General features: G+C 70.8%; 18 protein-coding genes and 1 tRNA gene. 6 read left to right on the top strand and 13 right to left on the bottom strand.

From position 1 onward, the window contains the following. Nucleotides 1-180: 180 nt before the first annotated feature. From QFW80_RS15770 to QFW80_RS15720, 11 genes are all read right to left on the bottom strand, one after another. Nucleotides 181-1,857, bottom strand: a complete 1,677-nt coding sequence (locus QFW80_RS15770; protein ID WP_280602920.1) for a BatD family protein — start codon at nt 1,855-1,857, stop codon at nt 181-183. Next, entirely contained in the window at nt 1,854-3,614 is a 1,761-nt protein-coding gene (locus tag QFW80_RS15765) for a VWA domain-containing protein (protein WP_280602919.1), read from the bottom strand. Before QFW80_RS15765 ends, QFW80_RS15770 begins: the two co-directional genes overlap by 4 nt. Further along, a complete protein-coding gene (locus QFW80_RS15760) occupies nt 3,611-4,663 on the bottom strand; it encodes a vWA domain-containing protein (RefSeq protein WP_280602918.1) in 1,053 nt (350 codons plus the stop codon). Before QFW80_RS15760 ends, QFW80_RS15765 begins: the two co-directional genes overlap by 4 nt. Beyond that, on the bottom strand, nt 4,660-5,118 hold the full coding sequence (locus QFW80_RS15755; RefSeq protein ID WP_280602917.1) for a DUF4381 family protein: 459 nt from the start codon (nt 5,116-5,118) through the stop codon (nt 4,660-4,662). The genes QFW80_RS15760 and QFW80_RS15755 overlap by 4 nt, the downstream gene beginning before the upstream one ends. Then, nucleotides 5,115-6,062, bottom strand: a complete 948-nt coding sequence (locus QFW80_RS15750; protein WP_280602916.1) for a DUF58 domain-containing protein — start codon at nt 6,060-6,062, stop codon at nt 5,115-5,117. The genes QFW80_RS15755 and QFW80_RS15750 overlap by 4 nt, the downstream gene beginning before the upstream one ends. A gap of 40 nt (nt 6,063-6,102) precedes the next feature. Next, nucleotides 6,103-7,095, bottom strand: a complete 993-nt coding sequence (locus QFW80_RS15745) for an AAA family ATPase (RefSeq protein WP_280602915.1) — start codon at nt 7,093-7,095, stop codon at nt 6,103-6,105. A 151-nt stretch (nt 7,096-7,246) separates the two neighbouring features. Beyond that, on the bottom strand, nt 7,247-9,172 hold the full coding sequence (locus tag QFW80_RS15740; RefSeq protein WP_280602914.1) for a type IV pilus secretin PilQ: 1,926 nt from the start codon (nt 9,170-9,172) through the stop codon (nt 7,247-7,249). 17 nt (nt 9,173-9,189) lie between these two features. Beyond that, complete coding sequence (locus QFW80_RS15735) at nt 9,190-9,720, bottom strand: pilus assembly protein PilP (protein ID WP_425603599.1); 531 nt, start codon at nt 9,718-9,720, stop codon at nt 9,190-9,192. A 10-nt stretch (nt 9,721-9,730) separates the two neighbouring features. Further along, nucleotides 9,731-10,405: a type IV pilus inner membrane component PilO gene (locus tag QFW80_RS15730; protein WP_280602912.1), complete on the bottom strand. Its 675-nt coding sequence runs from the start codon at nt 10,403-10,405 to the stop codon at nt 9,731-9,733. After that, entirely contained in the window at nt 10,402-11,133 is a 732-nt protein-coding gene (locus QFW80_RS15725; protein WP_280602911.1) for a PilN domain-containing protein, read from the bottom strand. Before QFW80_RS15725 ends, QFW80_RS15730 begins: the two co-directional genes overlap by 4 nt. Next, a complete protein-coding gene (locus tag QFW80_RS15720; protein WP_280603080.1) occupies nt 11,133-12,191 on the bottom strand; it encodes a pilus assembly protein PilM in 1,059 nt (352 codons plus the stop codon). The genes QFW80_RS15725 and QFW80_RS15720 overlap by 1 nt, the downstream gene beginning before the upstream one ends. A 252-nt stretch (nt 12,192-12,443) precedes the next feature. Between QFW80_RS15720 and QFW80_RS15715 the strand changes: the two genes are divergently transcribed. The 5 genes from QFW80_RS15715 (at nt 12,444) to QFW80_RS15695 (ending at nt 17,990) form a co-directional block, all read left to right on the top strand. After that, the gene (locus tag QFW80_RS15715) at nt 12,444-14,999 is read left to right on the top strand and encodes a penicillin-binding protein 1A (RefSeq protein ID WP_280602910.1); all 2,556 of its coding nucleotides are present in this window, start codon (nt 12,444-12,446) and stop codon (nt 14,997-14,999) included. Between the two features lie 200 nt (nt 15,000-15,199). Then, the gene (locus tag QFW80_RS15710; RefSeq protein WP_280602909.1) at nt 15,200-15,853 is read left to right on the top strand and encodes a hypothetical protein; all 654 of its coding nucleotides are present in this window, start codon (nt 15,200-15,202) and stop codon (nt 15,851-15,853) included. 63 nt (nt 15,854-15,916) lie between these two features. Next, the gene (locus QFW80_RS15705; protein ID WP_280602908.1) at nt 15,917-16,561 is read left to right on the top strand and encodes a hypothetical protein; all 645 of its coding nucleotides are present in this window, start codon (nt 15,917-15,919) and stop codon (nt 16,559-16,561) included. A 245-nt stretch (nt 16,562-16,806) separates the two neighbouring features. Then, a complete protein-coding gene (locus QFW80_RS15700; RefSeq protein WP_280602907.1) occupies nt 16,807-17,340 on the top strand; it encodes a hypothetical protein in 534 nt (177 codons plus the stop codon). An 89-nt stretch (nt 17,341-17,429) separates the two neighbouring features. Next, entirely contained in the window at nt 17,430-17,990 is a 561-nt protein-coding gene (locus QFW80_RS15695) for a hypothetical protein (protein WP_280602906.1), read from the top strand. Nucleotides 17,991-18,049: 59 nt separating this feature from the next. Here QFW80_RS15695 and QFW80_RS15690 read toward each other — a convergent pair whose 3' ends face one another. Together QFW80_RS15690 and QFW80_RS15685 are read right to left on the bottom strand one after the other, a co-directional pair. Beyond that, nucleotides 18,050-19,333 carry a citrate synthase gene (locus tag QFW80_RS15690; RefSeq protein WP_280602905.1) on the bottom strand — a complete coding sequence of 428 codons (1,284 nt, stop codon included), beginning with the start codon at nt 19,331-19,333 and terminating at the stop codon, nt 18,050-18,052. A 255-nt stretch (nt 19,334-19,588) separates the two neighbouring features. After that, nucleotides 19,589-19,664, bottom strand: a tRNA-Phe gene (locus tag QFW80_RS15685). 215 nt (nt 19,665-19,879) lie between these two features. Here QFW80_RS15685 and QFW80_RS15680 point away from each other — a divergent pair. Beyond that, nucleotides 19,880-20,371: an LEA/WHy family protein gene (locus QFW80_RS15680; protein WP_280602904.1), complete on the top strand. Its 492-nt coding sequence runs from the start codon at nt 19,880-19,882 to the stop codon at nt 20,369-20,371. Nucleotides 20,372-20,401 lie beyond the last annotated feature (30 nt).

Below are 20,401 nucleotides of genomic sequence, written 5' to 3'. Positions count from 1 at the left end.
GGCGCCGGATCCGCCGCGCGCGGCATACGTATAAGCCACGGGGCGTGTGAGGCCCGTGCTGCGCGGAGACGGTGCAGGCCGCGATGCGTGCGGGATCCTCCGCAGGCGCCCCCGCTGGCACCCGACGCGTTGCCTGGTGCAGGCTGCGGTTCGACGCCCGACGCGGGATCACCCGCGGCGTCAGCGTACGTCGCGCTGACCCGGGTACAGCGGAGGCAGCAGCCGTTCGCTGGCGTCGGGCGCGACCGCTGCACGCCAGCGCGGCCCCGCGACGAAAGCCTCGCGCAGCGCCTGGCGTGCGACCGCCGGATCGCCCGCGTTCCAGCGCGCCTCCTGCAACCGCGCGATCGCAGCGCGCTGCGCCGCAGCGTCGAGACGTTCCGACAGCGCATCGAGCGTGGGCGCGGGTGGCGACGCCAGCCGCAGCAACGCGAGCTCCACTTCGCCCAGGTCGCCCGTCTGCAGCAGGCGCTGGAGGTCGCGCGCCGAGGTCGACGGGGCGCCGCCGGGCGCAGCGTCGGCCACCGCGTCCGCCCCTGAAAGCGGCCGCGCGGCGCTTGCCGTTCGCCGCTCGCGCAGCCACCAGGCCAGCGTGCCCAGCCACAGCAGCGCGAAGGCCATCGCCAGCCAGCGCCACGTGCGGACATCGCCTGTGGCGGCGTCGCCGCGCCCGGCCTCGAACGCGGCCTGGGCGGCATCGTCCACCGGCGCGACGGCGCTGTCGCCCGGCGCGACTTCGAGTTCCAGCGCCGGCACCGTCGCGGTCCGCGCCGTGCCGGCGCGCACGTCCCACCATTGCAGGCGCGGGCCGGCGACCCGCAGGGTTCCCGCCTGCGTCGGCACCACCGCGAAGCGCCGGGTGACGCGCGTACGCGGGCGGCCGCGCTCGAACGCCTCGTCCACCTGCGGCGGTTCCGGGAACACCTGCGCGCCGTCGATCGCGGGCAGCGTCAGGTCGGGGACCTGGCTGGCCGAGGCGCCGTCGGCCACGAGTTCGACGTCGATGGTGGCCGCCTCGCCGGCGCGCAGCGACTGCGGCGTGGCGAGGTAGCGCAGCTCCAGCCCGTGCAGCGGCAGCCACGGCTGCGGCGCGGCGTCCGGCGCGGCGCGCACCTGCAGGATCGTCGGCGGACCGTTGGCCTGCAGCGCGCGGCGGCCGTCGCCGAACATGTCGTCGAAGAAGCCGCCGACACCGGTGCCCTCGAAGCGCGCACCGGGAATGGTGAGCGTGCCGCTGCGTTCGGGGATGATCACGAAGCGGCGCTCGACCACGGTATAGCGGCGGCCGGCGAGTTCGCGGCTGTACTGCAGGTCGCTGCCCACGCGCTGCAGCGCCGCACCCTCGGGCGCCGGCTGGTCGAGCTGGCCCGACACCAGCGGCGTGGCGTAGTACAGCCGCAAGGTGTAGCCCACCGACTGCTGCACCCACGGCGAACGGGTGTCGGCCTCGCTCTCGATGAACACCGGCTGCCCTGCGCGCGCCGGCGCGGTGGAGGCCGGCACCACGGTGAGCGTGAGCGGCGCGGTCGATTCGTCGCCCACGCGCAGCGCCGGCACCGTCATCAGGCCCTCGCGCCGCGGCTGCAGCGCCACCGCGAACAGGACCCGCGCGCGCACCTGGCCGTTGGCGACCTCGGTGCCGCGACTGCTGCTGTGCCCGCTGAGCACGAAATCCGGCACCAGTTCGGCGAACGCGGGCATCTGCGCAGTGGCCTGGTCGGTCTCGATGTTGAGGGTGGTGGTCTCGCCGACTTCGATGCGGTCGCGGTCCAGCCACGCGCGGGTCGCCGCCTGCGTCGGCGCGGCTGCGGCCAGCGCGAGCGTCCAGGCGACGAGCCATGCTGCGATACGGGTCATGGCGCACTCCTGCGGCCGGTGCGGCGTTCGTATTCCAGGCGGAAGCGCGCGCGCAGCAGGCCGCCCGGGTCGTCGGGTACGCGCCGCAGCCAGGCCTCGCCGGCCTGGCGACGTTCGCGCTCGGCGTCGGTCTCGGCACGCTCGGGGTCGCCGGGGGTCGTCTCGCCGTCTTCCGTCGCCTGTTCGCCCTCGCCCAGCGCCTGCTGCATGCGCTGGCGCTGGGCGGCATCGGCCTGGTCCTGCGCCTGCGGGTCGTCGGGCGCCTCGGGCGCGCGGTCGGGTTCGGGACGTTGCTCGCGCGGCTCGTCCGGCTGCCGGCCAGGCGGTGGCGTGCCGGCGTCGCCCGGCTGGCCGTCGCCGTCCGCGGGCTGCGCGTCCTCGCCGCCTCCCGCCTCCTCGCCGGAACGCTCCTCGCCGGCCTCCGGATCCTGCCTCGCCGCGCCGCGACCCTGAGGCGGATCGCGCTGCAGCGCGGCCTGCACCACGGCTCGGTTGGCGATCGCGTCCTCCATGCCCGGCTGCTGCCTCAGCGCCTCGTCATACGCCGCGATCGCCTGCTCCAGCCGTCCCGCGCGCGCCAGCGCATTGCCGCGGTTGTAGGCGGCCTCGGCGCCGGGCAGCGCTCGCCAGGTGCGTTCGGCTTCGTCGAGGCGGCCGGCGCGATACGCGTCCAGCCCCTCGCGCATGCGCGCGTGTTCGACCTGGTCGGGTCGCCGCCAAGCGGTGCCGTCAGGTGGCTCGGCGGCGCGCAGCGCCGGCACGGGCACCAGCAGGCAGGCGGTGAGTGCCACCAGCGCGGACCCTCGCCGGAAGGCGAACAGCCCGAGCAGGAGCAGCGGGATCAGCAGCCAGTAGCCTTCGTCACGCCACGCCTGCGTGCTGCCGGTCGCGTGCGCCCCCGCCCGTGTCGCCGAGGGATCGGGATCGGCTGGCAGTTCGAGTCCGGGCATCCCCGACGCCAAGGTCGCATAGCGGCCGCCGCCGGCGGCGGCAACGCGCTGCAGCGACGTGGCGTCCAGGCGCGACGGACGCAGGCTGCCGTCGCGCGCCCGGTAGCTGGCGCCGGCAGGGCGGCCCAGCCCGAGCACCGACACCCGGAAGCCCGCGCCGAGCGCCCGTGCGGCGGCGCCTTCCGCCGCGGCATCGGCCGCATGCGTGACCAGCAGGATGTCGCCACTGTGGTGGCCGGCCTGGGCGAGCAGCGCCATGGCGGCATGGATCGCGCGCTCCGGCCGGTGGCCATCCACCGGCATCACGTCGGGCGCCAAGGCATCGATGAAGATCGCCACGTTGGCCGCATCGTCGGTGAGCGGCGCGACGGTGTAGGCGTCGTCAGAGAAAGCGACCAGCCCGACCTCGCCGTCGCGCGAACGCAGGAAGCTGTCCAGCCAAGCGCGCGCCTGGAGCAGGCGCGAGGGCGGCAGGTCGGGCGCCAGCATCGCGTCCGACAGGTCGAACGCGACCACCAGCGCGCCCGCCGACGGCTGCACCGGGGCCTCGCCCTGCCGCCAACTCGGGCCGGCGAGCGCGAGTACCGCGAGCGCGACGGCCAGCAGTCGCAGCGCGATCGCGCCCGCGCCGCGCCGCACGACGCCCTGCTCGACCAGGTGCGGCAGCAGGTGGGCATCCACGTGCGCGCGCCAGATGCCAGCTCGGCGACGCTGCGCCAGCCACCACGCCGCCAGCGGCGGCAGCGCGAGCAGCGCCCACAGCCACTGCGGCCGCAGGAAATGCAGCGCGGCAAGAACCTCGGTCATGCCGCCGGCTCCCGGACTCCGGCCGCGGACGCGGCGCGCAGGCGTTGCCGTGGCCGGCGCCAGGTCGCCAGCAGCCCGAGCAGCAGCGCGGCCCCCAGCGGCCACGGGTAGCGTTCGATCTTCGGGCGCACCGTCTCGCCAGGGCGCAGCACCGGCTCCAGCCGGTCGATCTCGGCGTAGATGCCCGCGAGCTGGTCGGTATCGCGGGCGCGGAACGCGCGCCCGCCGGTCGCGGCGGCGATCCGCTGCAGTGCGGCCTCGTCGATTTCCGCCGCGCCGGACGGCAGCTGCATGCCGAACATGCCGAGCGCGGCGCCGTCGCCACCGAAGGCGACGGTATGGATGCGCACGCCATGTTCGCGCGCGAGTTCGGCGGCCTTCTCCGGATCCAGCTGGCCCGCGGTGTTGACGCCGTCGGTCAGCAGCACCAGCACGCGCTGGCCGCCCGGCTGGCCGCGAAGGCGCTTGACCGCGAGCCCGATCGCGTCGCCGATGGCGGTCTCGCGCCCCGCCAGCCCGACCACGCTGTCGAGCAGTTGGGCCCGCACGCTGTCGCGGTCGAGCGTCAGCGGCGCCAGCGCATAGGCGCGCTGGCCGAACACGATCAGGCCGACGCGATCGCCCGCGCGCCGGTCGAGAAAGTCGGCGAGCACCGCCTTGGCGGCGGTCAGGCGATCGACCACGCGGCCGCCCACGCGCATGTCTTCCTCGCCCATGCTGCCCGACAGGTCCACCGCGAGCATCAGTTCGCGTCCCGAGGCCGGCGGCTGCACCGCCTCGCCCGGCGACTGCGGTCGCGCCACGGCGACGCACAGCAGCGTCCACGCCAGCCAGGCCAGCCACGGCATCTTCCGCACGCCGCGCGCAGGGCCGGCCTGCGCGATACCCTGCAGCCGCGCGCCCCACGGCGCCCGCAGCGCCGGCTGGGAGTCCCGCACCGGCGGCAGCCAGCGGCGCGCGAGCCAGGGCAGCGGAATGGCCAGCAGCCACCAGGGCCAGGCGAACAGGTCGCCCAGCGCCGCCAGTCCGCTGGCGAATCCCGCGCTCATCGCCGCCGCGTCGTCCAGTCGAGGAAGCGCGCGCGGGCCAGCGTCCGCAGGGCTTCGGCGGCGGACGGGTCGACGTCGGCGCGGTAAGGCCCCTCGCGCAGCAGCGCGCCGGGGCCGTCGATGAAGCCACCGCCCGGCAGGCCGCGATCGAGCAGCCTCAGCCAGTCGTCGCCGGACAACGTGTCCGCGGCCGGATCGATCCGTTTCGCCGCGCGGCGCAGCAGCAGCGAGATCGCGGCCACCTGCTGCGCCGGCGTGCGGGCCTGCGCGAGGGTATCGTCGAACACTCGCGCGGCCAGGCGCCGCCGCCGGGCCTGCCACCCGCGCCAGGCCAGCCAGGCCCCGAGCGCGAGCAACAGGGCCGCCGCGACGATCCACCAGCCCGGCGCCGGCGGCCACCAGGGCGGCGCATGCGGCTCGTGCACGTCGCGCAGCGGCAGATCGACCGGCGTCACGTGCGCACGCCAGGGTTGGCGGATGCCGGCAGCCAGGCATGGCTGGCCGCGTCCGTGGCCAGCACGTCGACCCGCACGCCGCGCGCACGCAGGCTTGCCGCCGAAGCCGCGACCGCGTCGGGAAACATCTGTCGCCAGCGCTGGCGCTGGCCCGGATCTTCCAGGTCCGCCTCCACCCGAACGCGCTCGGTTAGGAACGGCAGCCGCGCGGCGGGCGGATCGCGCTCCAGCGGATCCTCGATCAGCAGCACAGCCACCTCGTTGTGCTGCGACAGCCCGGCCCAGGTCGCCGGCGGGACCGATGCGAGACTGCCGGCATCGGCCAGCACGTGCAGGCGCGACCCCGGCCGCAACAGGCGGCGCGCGTGGTCCAGCGCCACGGGCAACCCGGCATCGTCGGCCGGCGGCGCGGCATACCAGCGCACCAGCGCATCCAGCACCCGGAGCACCCCGCGCATGCCGCCGGCGGGCGGCACCAGCGGTTCGCGCTCGCTGCCGCGCAGGGCGGCCACCCGGTCGCCGTCACGCAGGGCCGCCCAGGCGGCCACCGCCCCGGCGCGCGCGGCCTGCACCGACTTGAACCGCACCCGGGTGCCGAAGTACAGCGCCGGCGCCGTGTCGGCGACGATCAGCGTCAGGCGCTGGCGTTCGGCCTGGAACAGCTTGGTGTGCATGCGGCCGCTGCGGGCCGTGAGCCGCCAGTCGATGTGGCGCGCATCATCGCCCGGCGTGTAGCCGCGCGACTCGGCGTATTCCATTCCGCGACCGCGCAGCGGCGACGGCGCGGGGCCGGTGCTACCGTGGCGCGCACGTCGCGGCGGCCGGCAACCGAGCGCCACGCTGCGCAAGGCGATCAGCTCGGCGAGCGTGGGCACCACGCCGTCGGCGCCGCCCACTGCCGCGGAGGTCGGGCGCGCTGGCGCTTCGGTGTGCGGGACGCTCACCGGCACCCACGCCTCCGCCACGGCGGATGCTTCCTCGCGTTCACGGCAGCGGCACCTTCGCCAGCAGCTCGGCCACCAGGCGTTCTCCGTCCCAGCCCTCGGCGGTCGCCTCGTAGCCGGGCAGGATGCGATGGCGCAACACGTCGGGCGCCACCGACCGCACGTCGTCGGGAGTCACGAAGTCGCGGCCCGCGAGCCAGGCGTGGGCCCGCGCGCAGCGCTCGAGCGCGATCGATCCGCGCGGACTCGCGCCCCAGGCGATGCGGCGCGCCAGCGCCGCGTCGTAGCGTGCGGCATCGCGCGAGGCCAGCACCAGCTCCACCAGGTAGCGCTCCACCGCCGGCGCCAGGTGCAGATCGAGCACCGCGGCGCGTGCGGCGAACACGTCGGCCTGCGGCATGCGGGTGACCGCGCGCGGCACCGACTGCAGGCCCTGGCGCGCGCGCTCGCGCGCCAGGCGCAGGATCTCGGTCTCGGTTTCGGCCTGCGGGTAGCCGATGCGCAGGTGCATCAGGAACCGGTCGAGCTGCGCCTCGGGCAGCGGGAACGTGCCCTCCTGCTCGATCGGGTTCTGGGTCGCCATCACCAGGAACAGCGCCGGCAGCGCATAGGTCTGGCGACCGACCGTCACCTGCCGCTCGCCCATCGCCTCCAGCAGCGCCGACTGCACCTTGGCCGGTGCGCGGTTGATCTCGTCGGCCAGCAGCAGCGGATGGAAGATCGGTCCGGGCACGAACTCGAAGCGCGCGTCCTGCGGACGCCAGATCTCGGTGCCGGTGAGGTCGGCGGGCAGCAGGTCGGGCGTGAACTGGACCCGGGCGAAGTCGGCGTCGATCCGCGCCGCCAGCGCACGGATGGCGCTGGTCTTGGCCAGCCCCGGCGCGCCCTCCACCAGCAGGTGGCCGTCGGCCAGCAGCGCCACCAACAGGCGCTCCACCAGGGCGGCCTGGCCGACGATCTCGGCCGCGAGGTCGTCGCGGAGCGCGGCAAAGGCCGTGTGCAGGCGGGGAATCTCGTCGCGGGAAGTGTCCATGGCGCCCAGGTTGCGGAAGCATCAGCCCGCATTGGACCAGACTCGCGCCCCCGGGTTCAGTGCCGGAGGACATCTGACCGGCTTCGCATTCACGGATATGGAAACGCGAACGGGGCCCGAAGGCCCCGTCGGCGCGGCTCAATGCCGGCGGCTAGCTGCGTTGGGCGACGCGGAGGACTTTCGGAGTGACGAAGATCAGCAATTCGCCTTTCTCCCTGTCACGTCCGCGATTCTTGAACAGGTTGCCGAGAATGGGCAAATCACCCAGAAACGGGACTTTCCGGAGGTCACTGCGGTCGCGAAACTCGTAAACACCGCCGATCGACACCGTCTGCCCATCCTCAACGAGCACCGCGGTGGTGATCTCGCGCTTGTTTATCTGCGGAACCTCGCCCACGCCGGTATCGATGAAGTCGAAGATCTCATCTTTCTTCAGTTCCATTGCCAGGAACACGCGTCCGTCGTTGGTGATAGTCGGCGTCACCTTGAGCTCCAGCAGTACGTCCTTGAATTCAACCGTCGGGATATTGCCCGACTGACCTCCAGTAACTGTGAGGTAGCCGACCTCCTGTCCCTGACGGATGATGGCTTCCCGCTGGTTACTGGTCACGATGCGCGGGTTGGAGACGATCTCTCCGCGGCCTTCCTCCTGCAGCGCGGACAATTCGAGATCCCAGTCGATTGCATTTCCAAGAATAGTAAGTGCCAGAGCGCCCGCGCCCGCTGTCGTGACAGGAGCGCTGAAATTCAGGTCGCGACCGGGCCGGACTCGCGGATCAGCATCATTCGCAGCGCCACCGGCATTGCCACGGCTACCGGCAATCGATCCCGATGCGCCGAGGCGATCCTTGGATGCCTGAATACCGAACCTAGCTCCGATGTCCCGAGCGAAGCTCTCGGTCGCGATCACGATCCGCGCCTCGATCACCACTTGGTCGACCGGCTTGTCGAGCATGGTCACCAGACGCTTGATCTCGGACACGCGCTGCGGGATATCGATCACCAGCAACGTGTTGGTGCGGCGATCGAAGCTCAGGCTGCCCCGCCGGGACAGGAAGCCGCGGCTTTCCTGGCCCTGTCCGCCGCCACCCTGGCTACCGCCCCCCATGCTGTTCTTGCTTTCCTCGGTCAGCAGCTTGGCGATGTCCTCGGCGTTGCCGTAGCTGATCGGCACGTATTCCGTGACCATCTCGGCGCGTTCCTCGAGCTCGAGGCGCGCGTCTTCCTTCGCCTTCTCGAAGCTCGCGATCTCGGCCTGCGGCGCCACCCAGACCACGTTGCCGCTGCGGCGCTTGTCGAGCTGGCGGGCCTGCAGCACGATGTCCAGCGCCTGGTCCCACGGCACGTTGATCAGGCGCAGGGTCACGTTGCCCTGCACCGTGTCGCTGGCGACGATGTTGAGGTTGGATTCCTCGGCGATCAGCTGCAGCACCGTGCGCACCGGCACGTCCTGGAAGTTGAACGTCACCGGGCGGCCGCTGTAGGCCCGCGTCGCCGATGCCTGGGCCGAGGACGTGACCGCCGACGGGCTGCTGGCACCGACCGCGCGATCGCTGGTGGCCGCCGCGCGCGGCACGATCTCCACCACGTAGTCGCGGCCGCTCTGGTAGGCCATCGATTCGAAGTTGCCCTGCGCGCTCAGCACCAGCTGCGCCCCCTCACCGCCCTGGCGCGCATCGATGCGCTGGACCGGGGTGGCGAAGTCGGTGACGTTGAGCGGACGCTGCAGTGCGGCCGGCAGCGAGGCGTTGCCGATGTTGACGATGACGTTCGACCCCTGCGTGCGCAGGTCGGGGTTGGCGCCGTCGCCGTCGAAACGCAGGATCAGCTTGCCCGCGCCGCCGTCACCACGCTTGAAGTCGACCGCCGACACCGAGACCGCGCCGGGCACCTGCTTGGCGGGGTCCGCGGCAGCCGCCTGCGCGACCGCGATCATCGCGGGTACGTGTCCCTGCAGATTCGGGGCACCCGCGGCGGCAGAGGCGGACAGCAGGCCTGCGACGAGTCCGAACGCAAGCGCCTGGACCGGGAAGGCCCGCCGGGTCGGCTGCGGGTTACGCACTTTGGTGACGGTCATCTTTGACTTCCCCTGGATCAATTGTCTTCGAGCGCAACCGACGCCGGCCGTTCAAGCCAGCCGCCAGCGCCATCGGGCACGAGTTCGACGAGATCGATTCTATCTTCCTGCACGCTGGTCACCCGGCCATCGTTCTGGCCCATGTAGGCACCCGGCGCCACGCGGTAGGTCACCTTGTCGGGCGCCATCACCAGCGCCACCATTCCCGGACCGGTGTGCAGGGTGCCCACCATGTCGAGGCTGTCGAGCGGGAACTGCTCGAGCGTTTGCTTGCGGCGGTTCGAATCGGGCCGCGGACCGGTGCCGGTGCCGTCGTCGCTGAAGACCGCGCTGAACGGATCGCGCAGATCCTGCGCGGCGTATTCGAACGTTTCGAACTGCTGCATCACCGGCAGCGGGTCCAGCGGCGGCGCGGGCCGCGCCTTGACGTTGGCGACCCACTCCTCGAGGTTGGGCGCGTCGCCCGGCTCGCTCGTGATCCCGCGGACGCAGCCGGAGAGCGCGAGCGCCAGCGCGCAGGCGACAAGGGTCGCGGTCGTGTTCGACATCATGCGCATGTCAGCGTGCCCCCCCGGCAGCCGCGGCCGCGGCCTGTTCCTGCGCGGCGGCCTCTTCCTCGTCCAGGTAGCGGTAGGTCTTGACCGTGCCCGCGAGCTCCAGGCTCGAGTTCGGCCCGATCGCCGCCGGTGCATCGCCACCCGCGCCGCGCGGACGCAACGAGATGTCGTGCATGGTCATGATGACCACTCGCGGCAGCGACGCCACCCCGCTGACAAAGGCGCCGAACTGGTGGTAGGTGCCCACCATCTTCAGCTCGATCGGCTTCTCGGCGTAGAACTCCTTGGGCGCTTCGGGACCGGGCTTGAACAGTTCGTTGCTGATGCCCGTGGCCAGCGCGGTCTGCGAGATGTCGTTGATCAGCGCGGGCATCTCGGTGCGGCTCGGCAGCTGGCGCAGCATCTGCTGCAGCTGCTGTTCCATCTGCGCGAGCTGCTGCTTGAGCGGCTCGAGGTTGGCGGCGCGACCCTGCTTCTTCTCGAAGTCCTCGCGCAGTTCCACTTCCCGGCGCTCCAGGCCTTCGAGTTCGGTACCCTTCGGGCGGGTCACCAGGTACCAAAGCAGCCCGAAGATCAGCAGCGCAAGCAGCACGCAGAAGCCGATCTTGTACTCGCGCGGCCAGCTGCCCATGTTGTTGACGTCGAGCTCTCGCAGCGACACTTTCTTCTTGCTCACCGGGAACCTCCTTCCACAGTCGCTGGCGTCGCCGCCGGCTCGGCTGCGGGCTCGGCTGCGGGCTCTGCGGCGGGTGCCTCGACGGCGGGTGCGGGCGCTGCCGCGGGGTCGACCGGCGCGGCGGGCTCGGCGTTGACCGGCGGGACGGGATCCGGAATGCCGTCGCCGTCCTCGTCCTTGGGCGCGTTGGGGTTGGCCAGCTGGACCGACAGGCTGAACATGTACGGCAGGCCGGCGACCCCGTCGCGCGCCTCGATGATCGACAGGTCGGGCTTGGTCATCCAGCCCGAGCCCTCGAGGTTGCGCATGTAGGTACTGACCCGCGAGTTGGACTGCGAACGACCCTCGAGCGTCAGCTTCTCGCCCTCCTGCTTAATCGTGGTCAGGATCACGCCGTCGGGAATGGTACGCACCAGCGAGTCGAACAGGTGCACCATCTGCGAGCGGTTGGCCTGCAGCTGCTCGATCACTTCCTTGCGCGCGAGCAGGCGCGCCCGCTGCCGGTCAAGCTCGTCGATCTCGACGATCTTGGTGTCGACCTCGGCGATCTGCTGCTCCAGGTAGGCATTGCGTTCCTGCTGCCCGGAGATCTGCGCGTTGTAGTACATGTTGAAGGCGAACCACAGCACCAGCCCGGCCAGCGCGGCCAGGCCGAGCATGACGCCGAACTCCTTCTGGCGCTGCTTGCGGCGCTCCGCGCGCCACGGGAGTAGGTTGATCCGGGCCATCAGTCGAAGCTCCTCAGGGCCAGGCCGCAGGCGATCATCAGGGCCGGCGCGTCCTGGGCCAGCGCGTGCGCCTGCACCCGTGAGCCGAGCGTCATCTGCGCCAGCGGATTGGCGATGACCGTCTGCACGCCGAGCTGCTCCTCGACCATCTCGGCGATGCCGGGGATGGACGCGCAGCCGCCGGCCAGCACGATCTGGTCGACCCGGTTGAACTCGCTGCCGGCGTAGAAGAACTGCAGCAGGCGGCTGATCTGCTGGACCAGCGCCTCCTTGAACGGCTCCAGCACCTCGATCTCGTAGCTCTCGGGCAGGCCGCCCTGGCGCTTGGCCAGGCCCGCTTCCTCGTAGCTCAGTCCGTAGCGGCGCATCACCTCGTCGGTGAGCTGCTTGCCGCCGAACACCTGTTCGCGCGCGTACAGGCTGCGCCCGTTGCGCAGGATGTTGAGCGTGGTCATGGTGGCGCCGACGTCGACCATCGCCACGATGCCGTCGCGCGGGATGTTGAGGGTGTTGGCCAGCAGCCCGAACGCGTTCTCGATCGCGAACGCCTCGACGTCCACCACCTTCGCCGTCAGCCCGCCGAGTTCTAGCGCCGATGCGCGCATCTCGACGTTCTCCGAACGCGACGCCGCGAGCAGCACCTGCACCATCTCGGTGTTGCCGGGCATGGCGCCGAGCACCTCGAAGTCGAGGTTCACTTCCTCGATCGGATAGGGGATGTAGTTGACCGCCTCCAGCTCGACCTGCGACTCCATGTCGTCGTCGTCCAGGTCGGCGGGCATCGGGATGATCTTGGTGATCACCGCCGACCCCGAGACCGCGGCGGCCGCGAACTTGGCCTTGGTGCCGGAGCGGGACACCGCGCGCCGGATGGCTTCACCCACCGCCTCGACCTCGACGATGTTCTTCTCGACCACGGCATTGGGCGGGAGCGGCTCGACGGCGTAGTGCTCGACCCGATAGCGGTCCCCGGAGCGCGACAGCTGCAGCAGCTTGACCGCAGTCGAGCTTATGTCCACGCCGACCAGCGGCGCTTGGCTTTTTGTGATCAGCCCCACGTTTTTCCCCTTTGTCACGGGCGCTTACGTGCGCAACGTGCCCCGGAGCATTAAATAACGGACTTTTCATCCGGTGGCAACTATCGATTTGCGAGAGCGTGCCGGATTGCCCGGCTCGCGGCAGTTCCTGCCCCAGCGCGACACATCCATGCAAGCACCGTGCCGCCTGCCCCGCCCCACCCTGACCGGCGACCCGGCCCGGGCACCCGGCGTGCCGTCCGCCGATGGCGCTCCCTCTATACTTGCGCGCCTATGTCCAGACCCGATCCCCGGCCGCCCCGGAAGAAGTCCCGACCGCTGCTCCGTATCCTGAGATGGATCCTGCTGGTCTGCGTGGTGCTCGGCCTCGCCGCCATGGCGGTGGGCGGATTCATCTATTACAGCGTCTCGTCCCGCCTCCCCGACGTGCAGAGCCTGCGCGACGTCGAGATGCAGGAGCCGATGTACGTGTACTCGCGCGACGGCAAGCTGATCGCCCTGTTCGGCGAGATGCGGCGCTATCCGGTCGAGATCGAGGACGTGCCCGAACGCCTGAAGCAGGCCTTCCTCGCCACCGAGGACGCGCGCTTCTACGAACACGGCGGCGTGGATTACCGCGGGGTGGCGCGCGCGGTGTGGCTGCTGGCCAAGACCCGCGGCCAGGAACGCGTGCCCGGCGGTTCGACCATCACCCAGCAGGTGGCGCGCCAGTTCTACCTCAGCACCGAGTACAGCTTCACCCGCAAGTTCGCCGAGATGCTGCTCGCCCGCAAGATGGAGCGGCAGCTGAGCAAGGACGAGATCTTCGAGCTGTATCTCAACAAGAGCTTCTTCGGCAACCGGGCCTACGGCATCGCCGCGGCGGCGGAGTTCTACTACGGCAAGTCGCTCGACCAGCTCGACCTGGACGAGATGGCTTCGCTGGCGGCGATCCCGAAGTTCCCGTCCAGCGGCAACCCGCTCAGCAACCCGGAGCGCGCGCGCGAACGCCGCGACGACTACGTGCTGGCGCGCATGCGCGAACTCGGCTTCATCAGCGAGGCCGAGTACCGCCAGGCACGCGCGGTGCCGATGCACGCCGCGCCGCACGAGAGGCCGGTGGAAGCGTACGCGCCCTACGTGGCGGAGATGGTGCGCCAGGAGATGGAGGCGCGCTTCGGCGGCGACGTGCTGACCAAGGGCTACCACGTCACCACCACCATCGACCCGGTGATGCAGGCCGCGGCCGACCAGGCGGTGCGCGACGGCCTGGCGGTCTACGACCACCGCCACGGCTGGACCGGCAAGCCGGAGCAGACCTTCGAGCTGGCCGCGGACGAGGAGCCAGCCGCCATTGCGACGCGCCTGCGCGGCGTGCCTGCCCAGGGCGGGCTGCTGCCGGCGATCGTGCGCGCCACCGCCGAGCGCAGCGCCGAGGTGGTGTTGGCCGACGCGACCGTCGTGACCCTGGATGCGGCTAGCAGCAAGTGGACCGGCAAGACGCCGGCCGCGCTGCTCGAACGCGGCCAGCTGGTGCGGGTCAAACGGATCGAGACGCCGGCCAAGGCGCCGGCCGGCGCCTCCGAAGGCGACCCGCCTCCGCCGCCGACCATCAGCTGGCAGCTCGACCAGCTTCCGCGCGGCCAGGCGACCCTGGTCTCGCTGGAACCGGACACCGGCGCCCTGCGCGCGCTGGTCGGTGGTTTCAGCTACGCCGGCAACAAGTTCAACCGCACCACCCAGGCGCGGCGCCAGCCCGGTTCGAGCTTCAAGCCTTTCATCTACGCCGCGGCCTTCGAACGCGGGTTCAACCCGGCGTCGATCGTGCTCGATGCGCCGGTGGTGTTCCGCATGCGTCGCGGCCAGGACTGGCGGCCGCAGAACGACGATGGCCGCTTCGCCGGGCCGATGCGCCTGCGCGAAGCCCTGGTGCGGTCGCGCAACCTGGTTTCGGTGCGTCTGCTCGACGCGATCGGCGTGGACTACGCGCGCCGCTACATCAGCCATTTCGGCTTCGAGGAATCGGAGCTGCCGCCGAACCTCTCGATCTCGCTCGGCACGCCCTCGCTCACGCCGCTGTCGGTGGCGCGCGGCTATGCGGTGTTCGCCAACGGCGGCTTCCGCATCACGCCGTGGTTCATCGACGAGGTACGCGACCGCAACGGCGAACTGGTGTTCAAGGAGAATCCGCCGACCGCCTGCCGCGGCTGCGCCGCCGGCAGCCGCGCCGTGCAGGTGGCGCGGGCCAACGTGGTGGACGGATTCGACCTCGGCCCGGCACGCCCGGTGACCACCGCGCCGGCGACCGAGGACGGCGAGGCGGCGGAGGCGCCCGCCACCGAACTGCCCGAGGATGCGATCCTCGCCCCGCGCGCGATCGACGAGCGCGTCGCCTACCAGCTGGTGTCGATGATGCGCGACGTGGTCCAGCGCGGCACCGGCACCGCGGCCAGGGTGCTCGAGCGCGAGGATGTCGGCGGCAAGACCGGTTCCACCAACGATCACCGCGACGCCTGGTTCTCGGGCTTCGGCGGCAACCTGGTCACCTCGGTGTGGGTCGGACGCGACGACAACCGCTCGCTCGGCTATCGCGAATACGGCGGCCGCGCGGCGCTGCCGATCTGGATCGACTTCATGCGCGTCGCGCTGAAGGACGTTCCGATCGCCAGCAACGAGCCGCCCGAAGGCATGGTGCAGGTCGCGGTCACGGCCGGCGGCCAGCTGCTGCCGACCACGGCGAGCGGCGGGATCACGGAATACGTGAAGGTCGAGGACCTCGAGCGCATGGAGGCGGTCAACGAGTTCCAGTTCGACGACATGCCGGCCGAGGAAGCGTTCGACATCTTCTGAGGAGGTGCGGGGGCGGAGACGCGCTCCGGCGCGGCACGGCATTTCTCGCCGCACGCTCGCCGGCGAGAGCCGGACACGATCGGTCGACTGACCGGTCGCGCCGCCGCCCCGACGGGCTCCGCTTCGGGGCCACGGGGTTCAAGTTGACGCGCGCCGGTCATGCGGTACAGTCGCAGCGACACCGCTCCGGGGGGATCGAGATGCACCGCGCCCGCCAGCATGCCGAAACGCGCACCCGCGAACGGCGCCACCGCCTCGCCCACGAGGCCGCGCGGCTGATGGCCGAAGGCGGCATCCGCGACTTCCAACAGGCCAAGCGCAAGGCCGCCGAGCGCCTGGGCATCCACGACGACGCTTCGCTGCCGCGCAACCGCGAGATCGAGGACGCGCTGCGCGAATACCAGCGGCTGTTCGTCGGCGATCGCCATGGGCGCGACCTGCGCATCCGGCGCGAGGCGGCGCTGCGCGCGCTCGAGTTCTTCGCCCGCTTCGACCCGCGCCTGGTCGGTCCTGTGCTGGACGGAACCGCGGATGCGCGCGCACCGGTGTGCCTCCAGCTCTACAGCGACGACGCCGATGCGGTGGCGCGCCATCTGGAAGAGGCCGGCATCCCGGCCGAGTCACGCAGTCGCCGGCTGCGCCTGGACCGGCTGCGCGAAGGCGAATTCCCGGTCTGGCAGTTCACCGCCGAGGACCTCGTCTTCGACCTCACCGTCCTGCCCGCCGTCGCGCTGCGCCAGGCGCCGCTGTCCACCGTGGAGGAGAAGCCCATGCGACGCGCCTCGGCAGGTCAGCTGCAAACCCTGCTCGCGGAGGAAGAGATCGCTTGGCACGGGATGGGCGACGCCGGGTAGACTCGGGCGGCAGGCTCCCTGACGACGCAGGTGGGCCTCTGCCCGAGCCCGATCGAGGTCGCCATGGATTCGCCAACGAGTGTCCGTCCTTCGCTCCCGGCATGGGCGCTCGTCGCCATCGTCGGGCTGGCCTTCGCCCTCGGCATCGCACTGGCACTGCTGTGGGAGCGGCGCGCTCCCGCCGCCAGCGAAGCGGTCCCGACCCCAGTGAACGTCGTCGGGGGCGGAGTTCGACCGACCGGATCGGCGCCGTCGTCCCCACGCGCGGCCGCACCCGTGCAGACTGCCCGGCCCCGGGGAATGGAGTCCAGCTCTCCCACCACGCAGCGCGACGCGTTCAGCGGTTACGAATCGAACTTTCGTGACGATTCGAGCGTCGACCCGGCGTGGGCACCGACGGCGGAACGGTCGCTTCTCGATGCGGCGGTCGAGGAGAGCCTGGTCGAACTGGGGGTGCCGGACGAATTCAACGCGCGCTGCATGCGCCGCATGTGCAAGGTGCAGATGGCGTTCGACAGCGCCCAGCAAGCCAACGATTGGGCCGACCTGTACGTCCTCGGCATGGCGGAGGCCGTGACCTCGGTGCGCACGATGATCGTCCCGCGCCCCGACGGCCGGACGGAAGTGATCATCTACGGCGCCCGGGCAGGATCCGAATCGCTGCTGGCCGGGCGGGCCGCTGGCGGCAACACGCAGCCTCGCCCCTAGGGTCGTCGGCCCACGCGCGGCAGTCTCGGATGCGCCATGCGGGCAGCCCGCAAGGCGGGGTGCCCCGCGTCCCGCACGCGCCTACTGCAAGGGGACCGACGCCGGGGTCAGCTCCACTACCCCGCACGTTGGCGGCTGCCTGTCCATTAGGCCCGGACTTGGCCGGGCGCCGTCGGTCCCTGCGTTGGAGAGCTGTCTCCCCCGCGCCAACTGCACCCACCGTCGTCCACCTTCAAGGATCCAAGATGCTGAACCAGAACCTCGTTCGCCGCGGTCTCGTGGTCGCCCTGCTCGCCGCCTCAGCGCCCGCGGCGTACGCGCAGCAATACGTCGAGCGAGAGCTCACCGTCGGCGCATCCTCCGCCTGCGTGCCGTTCTTCTCGACCACCCAGGCGCGCTACTCCGCCACGGGCATGCGCAATGCCGGCACGTCCCAGTTCTACGCCTCGTGCAGCGCACAGGCGGGCTGGGGTGGCGACCACGACAGCGGCAGCCGCAAAGTCGATATCGTCGCGCGCAACCTCACCGACGCGCCCGTCAAGGTCTCCTGCACGCTCCGCCCCGGCTATGTCGAAGGCTCGTCAACCTCGCAGGGGAGCTTCCCGCAGTCGTACACGATCCCCGCCGGAGCCCAGCACTGGTTCGAGTGGTATCGGAGTTCGATGTGGCCTGAAAGCCCCGAACTCTACATCGCCAACCCAAACTTCACCTGCACGGTCCCAGCCGGCGTCGAGATCACCCACCTGAACCTGTACATGTACGAGAACGTGGGCAACTGATTCATGCGATCCGCGGCCTTGCGGAGGCCGTGGAACTCCGCCGCGCGGGCGGGATCCTGTCCCGCCCGCGCGTCGCAGGATGACTAAACATGTATCACGAACAGGAGTTGCAGATGCACACATCGCTCGCGAATAGTCGCTTCGCCGCCTTCGTCGTCTTCGTCGCCACAGGCGCCTGGCTCGCTTCGGCGACCGACGTGTCCGCCGCGACCTCGATCCGCAACACCGTCACATCGCCGGCAGGGGCATGCCAGCCGTTTTTCTCCACTACCCAGGCCCGCTACTCGGCGACCGGCATCCGGAATGCCGGCAACGCTACGTTCTATGTCGTGTGTTCGATGAATGGCACCTGGAACGAGAACTCGGCCAATGGCGGTGCGGTTACGATCAGCGTCGTCGTCCGCAATGGCGCCGCCGGTTCACAGGGCGTCAACTGCACTGCGCGGCCCGGCTATCACTACGGCGGAATCTCTTTGCAGGCGGCTTATCCGCGTGCAGCGACCCTGGCGCCGGGCACCAGCCACGAGTTCGAATGGACGTCGGCGGAAGCGGGGGTCATGTTCCGGAACCCGAATTTCACCTGCACGCTGCCGCCCGGCATGGAGATCACCGCCGTGCGCTCGGATTACACCGTCGACATCGGGAACTGAGTCCTACCAGACGTGAATTCGGCGGCGACCCGCTCCCGGTTCGCCGCTCGAGCGCACGCTCAGCGCTTGCCGGGCGGCACGTAGTCGCGAACGTCGCTGCCGGTGTAGATCTGTCGCGGACGGCCGATCTTGGCTTCTGGATCGACCTGCTGCTCCAGCCAGTGCGCCACCCAGCCGGCGGTGCGGCCGATGGCGAACATGACCGTGAACATCTCGGTCGGGATCTTCAGCGCCTTGTAGATGATGCCGCTGTAGAAGTCGACGTTCGGGTACAGCTTGCGCTGGATGAAGTAGTCGTCCTTCAGCGCCGCCTCTTCCAGCCGCATCGCCACTTCCAGCAGCGGGTCGTCCACGCCCAGTTCGCCCAGCACCTTGTGGGTCATCTCGCGGATGATCTTGGCGCGCGGGTCGAAGTTCTTGTAGACGCGATGGCCGAAGCCCATGAGGCGGAAGCCCGACTCCTTGTCCTTGGCCTTGGCGATCGCCGATTCGACGTTCTTCGGATCGCCGATCTCCTCGAGCATCTTGAGCACCGCCTCGTTGGCGCCGCCATGCGCGGGGCCCCACAGCGCGGTGATGCCCGCGGCGATGCAGGCGTACGGATTGGCACCGGTCGAACCCACCAGGCGCACGGTCGAGGTCGAGGCGTTCTGCTCGTGGTCGGCGTGCAGGATGAACAGCAGGTCGAGCGCCTTGGCCACGACCGGGTTGAGCTCCAGCGGCTCGCTCGGCACTTCGAACATCATGTGCAGGAAGCGGTCGACGTAGCCCAGGTTGTTGCGCGGGTAGCGGATCGGCCAGCCGATCGAATAGCGGTAGGCGGCGGCGGCGAGCGTCGGCACCTTGGCCAGCAGCCGGATCGCGGCCTGGCGGCGCTGCTCGGGATCGTCGAGGTCGAGGTTGTCGTGATAGAACGCCGACAGCGACGCCACCGTGCCGGCGAGCATCGCCATCGGGTGCGCGTCGTAATGGAAGCCGTGCAGGAAGTTCTTCAGCGACTCGTGCATCATCGTGTGATGCGTCACCTCGTGCTCGAACTTGGCGAATTCAGCCTTGTCCGGCAGTTCGCCATTCATCAGCAGATAGGCGACTTCCAGGAAGCTGGAGTGCTCGGCGAGCTGCTCGATCGGGTAGCCACGGTAGAGCAGCACGCCCTGCTCGCCGTCGATGTAGGTGATCGCGGACTTGCAGCTGGCGGTGGCGGTGAACCCCGAGTCGTAGGTGAAGAGCCCGGTCTCCTTCGTGAGCCGCGACACGTCGACGCAGTCGTTGCCGAGCGTGGGCTTCAGGACGGGCAGGTCGACGGACTTGCCGCCGGCGTTCAACACGACATGGTCTGACACGGAGGACTCCTCGTTTCGGGCGTACGGACGGGCCCGCAGGCCCGGCGCAGGCGGCATGGAAGGCTGCCGCAACGCAGCAATTATCGCATAGGCGCTTCGGGCCCCGGCTGGGACTTTGGTCGGGCGGCCACTGTGCCGCGAGGACCGGCGGTGCACGGAGGCCCAGCCTGCGCAACGACGGCAGGCGGTGGTGCAGCGTGGACACGGCGGACGCGGACACCGCGGCCTGCCTCCACGAGCGCAGGAACTGCGACGTGGTGGCCGGGGAGGGAATCGAACCCCCGACACGGGGATTTTCAATCCCCTGCTCTACCAACTGAGCTACCCGGCCAGTACGCAGCGGCGCGGGGCCGTGCGAGCCCGCCATGATACGGATGCGCGCGATGCGCGGCAAGCCGATGGCCGTAGTGCGGGAGCGGATGCACCGGACAGGAGCGTCGGCCTGTACGGCTCCGGATCGACGCAGTGGGTCCCGCCGGGCGCACGGCCGACGCCACCGTACGTCGTAGTATTCTGCGGCGGTCCTGGGCGATGCGTGGAGTTCTGATGAAGCGTGCATGGCGCATGCCGGCGGTCCTGCCGGCGATCGTGCTGCTGGCCTTCCTGGCCGGCTGCTCCACCGGCGGGATTCCGCGGCGGATCTCCGAACCCGCGGCCAGCCTGCAGCAGTTGACCGTGCAGGCCGACGGGCGTTGGTCGATCGAACTGCGCCTGCAGAACTACAGCAGCATTCCGATGCGCTTCGAGCGCGTGTCGCTGGCGCTGCAGGTCGGCGAGGACGCCGCCGGCACGCTGGTGGCCGAGCCCGGCCTGACGATCGGACCGGAATCGGCGGACGTGGTGACCGTGGCCTTCGATCCGTCGGCGAACGCGCGCCTGCTGCTGGCGGGACGCCTGGCGGACGGCGGCGGCATCGGCTACCGCATCGAGGGCACCATCGACGCCGCGCCGGCCGACCGCGGCAAGGTGCGCGACTACGAGATCGAGCGCGACAGCCGCCTGAGCCCGGTGCCGGGCCTGCCCGGCGTGCTGCGTTGACCCCGCCCCCTCCGCTTCCTGCCGGCGAAC

Origin of the sequence: Luteimonas rhizosphaericola (genome assembly GCF_029888045.1) — a bacterium.
Classification (GTDB): Bacteria; Pseudomonadota; Gammaproteobacteria; order Xanthomonadales; family Xanthomonadaceae; genus Luteimonas; species Luteimonas rhizosphaericola.
The sequence above is the reverse complement of the archived record's forward strand: the minus strand, read 5'-3'. Positions and strand labels throughout refer to the sequence as shown.

Excerpts from the sequence above, each read along its gene's own strand:
- QFW80_RS15715 (WP_280602910.1), top strand. The coding sequence starts at position 12,444 with ATGTCCAGACCCGATCCCCGGCCGCCCCGGAAGAAGTCCCGACCGCTG.
- QFW80_RS15700 (WP_280602907.1), top strand. The coding sequence starts at position 16,807 with ATGCTGAACCAGAACCTCGTTCGCCGCGGTCTCGTGGTCGCCCTGCTC.
- QFW80_RS15710 (WP_280602909.1), top strand. The coding sequence starts at position 15,200 with ATGCACCGCGCCCGCCAGCATGCCGAAACGCGCACCCGCGAACGGCGC.
- QFW80_RS15765 (WP_280602919.1), bottom strand. The coding sequence starts at position 3,614 with ATGACCGAGGTTCTTGCCGCGCTGCATTTCCTGCGGCCGCAGTGGCTG.
- QFW80_RS15745 (WP_280602915.1), bottom strand. The coding sequence starts at position 7,095 with ATGGACACTTCCCGCGACGAGATTCCCCGCCTGCACACGGCCTTTGCC.
- QFW80_RS15760 (WP_280602918.1), bottom strand. The coding sequence starts at position 4,663 with ATGAGCGCGGGATTCGCCAGCGGACTGGCGGCGCTGGGCGACCTGTTC.
- QFW80_RS15740 (WP_280602914.1), bottom strand. The coding sequence starts at position 9,172 with ATGACCGTCACCAAAGTGCGTAACCCGCAGCCGACCCGGCGGGCCTTC.
- QFW80_RS15725 (WP_280602911.1), bottom strand. The coding sequence starts at position 11,133 with ATGGCCCGGATCAACCTACTCCCGTGGCGCGCGGAGCGCCGCAAGCAG.
- QFW80_RS15735 (WP_425603599.1), bottom strand. The coding sequence starts at position 9,720 with ATGTCGAACACGACCGCGACCCTTGTCGCCTGCGCGCTGGCGCTCGCG.
- QFW80_RS15705 (WP_280602908.1), top strand. The coding sequence starts at position 15,917 with ATGGATTCGCCAACGAGTGTCCGTCCTTCGCTCCCGGCATGGGCGCTC.
- QFW80_RS15680 (WP_280602904.1), top strand. The coding sequence starts at position 19,880 with ATGAAGCGTGCATGGCGCATGCCGGCGGTCCTGCCGGCGATCGTGCTG.
- QFW80_RS15695 (WP_280602906.1), top strand. The coding sequence starts at position 17,430 with ATGTATCACGAACAGGAGTTGCAGATGCACACATCGCTCGCGAATAGT.
- QFW80_RS15770 (WP_280602920.1), bottom strand. The coding sequence starts at position 1,857 with ATGACCCGTATCGCAGCATGGCTCGTCGCCTGGACGCTCGCGCTGGCC.